The sequence below is a fragment of the Streptomyces swartbergensis genome (genome assembly GCF_002148965.1).
In the GTDB taxonomy this organism is placed as follows: domain Bacteria; phylum Actinomycetota; class Actinomycetes; order Streptomycetales; family Streptomycetaceae; genus Streptomyces; species Streptomyces swartbergensis.
The window spans coordinates 1-1360 of record NZ_NGFN01000700.1; the positions used below are offsets into that span (position 1 = coordinate 1).

At 71.0% G+C, this 1360-nt stretch carries 3 protein-coding genes; 1 reads left to right on the plus strand and 2 read right to left on the minus strand.

Going from position 1 to position 1360, the window contains the following annotated elements; translation table 11 throughout:
- Both CA983_RS47420 and CA983_RS43690 read right to left on the minus strand, forming a co-directional pair.
- The coding region (locus tag CA983_RS47420) for a hypothetical protein (RefSeq protein WP_143645840.1) at positions 1-255 on the minus strand (255 nt) is incomplete at its 3' end.
- A complete protein-coding gene (locus CA983_RS43690) occupies positions 248-802 on the minus strand; it encodes an RNA polymerase sigma factor (protein WP_086606115.1) in 555 nt (184 codons plus the stop codon). The genes CA983_RS43690 and CA983_RS47420, both read right to left, overlap by 8 nt.
- 105 nt (positions 803-907) lie before the next feature.
- Between CA983_RS43690 and CA983_RS43695 the strand changes: the two genes are divergently transcribed.
- The coding region (locus tag CA983_RS43695; RefSeq protein ID WP_244207358.1) for a cbb3-type cytochrome c oxidase subunit I at positions 908-1360 on the plus strand (453 nt) is incomplete at its 3' end.

Here is a 1360-nt window from a genome sequence, read left to right on the forward strand (position 1 = left end):
GCCGCCGGTCGGCGGCGCGGGCAGGGGGCGCGGGTCGCGGCCGGGTGCGGTCCAGGGCCGGGCGTGCGCGCAGCGGCCGGGCGCGACCCACGACCAGGCGTACGCATCACGGCCAGGCGCGGCCCAGGGCCGGACCTGCACATCGTGATCAATCGCGGTCCTGGTGACGGCGTGTGCGTCGCGGCCGAGCGCGGTGTCGGTGACGGGCCCGGAGAGAACTCCAGTGACGGGCGGCCCGGAGAGCACGTCAGTCATCGCCGGTCCCCCTCGCGTAGTGAGTGCCGGTGTCCGCCGCCACCACGGGACGCATGCGGTCGATCTCGGCTCTGAGGCGGCGGCGGGCCCGGTGCAGCCGCATCGTGGCGGCACGTCTGCCGCAGCCGAGGGCGACCGCGACCTCGTCGATGTCGAGTTCCTCCCAGGCCGTCAGGCGCAGCACCTCCTGGTCGGACGCGGAGAGCCGGGCGAGTGCCTCGTGCACCCAGGCGCCGGGGGTCTCGGTTTCGGGGCCTTCCGCGATGTGCCGTCCGTGGGCGGTGTCGTCGTTGCCGAGCCGGTCGACGAGCCGGCGGCGGCGTCCGTGGCCGCGTACCGCGTTGGCCAGGCAGTTGCGTGCCACGCCATACAGCCAGGGCAGCGGGGAGGAGGGCAGGTCGGCCCGGCGCCGCCAGGCGACCATGAACACCTCCGCCACCACTTCCTCCACCTCGCCGGCCCGCCCGTCCAGTCGCCGCGCGACATAGCGGCTGACCGCCCAGTAGTGCTCGCGATAGGCAGCGGCGAAGTTCTCGTCGTTGCTCATGTCCCGTTCGTGTCCGGCACCTTGCCGATCGTCACACCCGTTTCCGTGATTCTCGTCGCGTCAGGAAAGTGTGACGTCAGGGCGGGGCGCGGACACAGGCGGGGCATGAGGCACCTGAAGTGGCTGACGACCACGGATCACAAGACGATCGGCACGCTGTACCTGGTGACGTCGTTCGCGTTCTTCGTCATCGGTGGCGTGATGGCGCTGTTCATGCGCGCCGAGCTCGCCCGGCCTGGTCTGCAGATCATGTCGAACGAGCAGTTCAACCAGGCGTTCACGATGCACGGCACGATCATGCTGCTGATGTTCGCGACGCCGCTGTTCGCCGGCTTCGCGAACTGGATCATGCCGCTCCAGATCGGCGCGCCGGACGTGGCGTTCCCCCGGCTGAACATGTTCGCCTACTGGCTGTACCTGTTCGGCTCGCTCATCGCCGTCGGGGGCTTCCTCACGCCGCAGGGCGCGGCCGACTTCGGCTGGTTCGCCTACAGCCCGCTGTCGGACGCGGTCCGCTCGCCGGGCATCGGCGCCGACATGTGGATCATGGGTCTGGCC

Bases quoted from the DNA above. Each gene is read 5' to 3' on its own strand.
- CA983_RS43690 (WP_086606115.1), bottom strand. From the start codon at position 802: ATGAGCAACGACGAGAACTTCGCCGCTGCCTATCGCGAGCACTACTGG.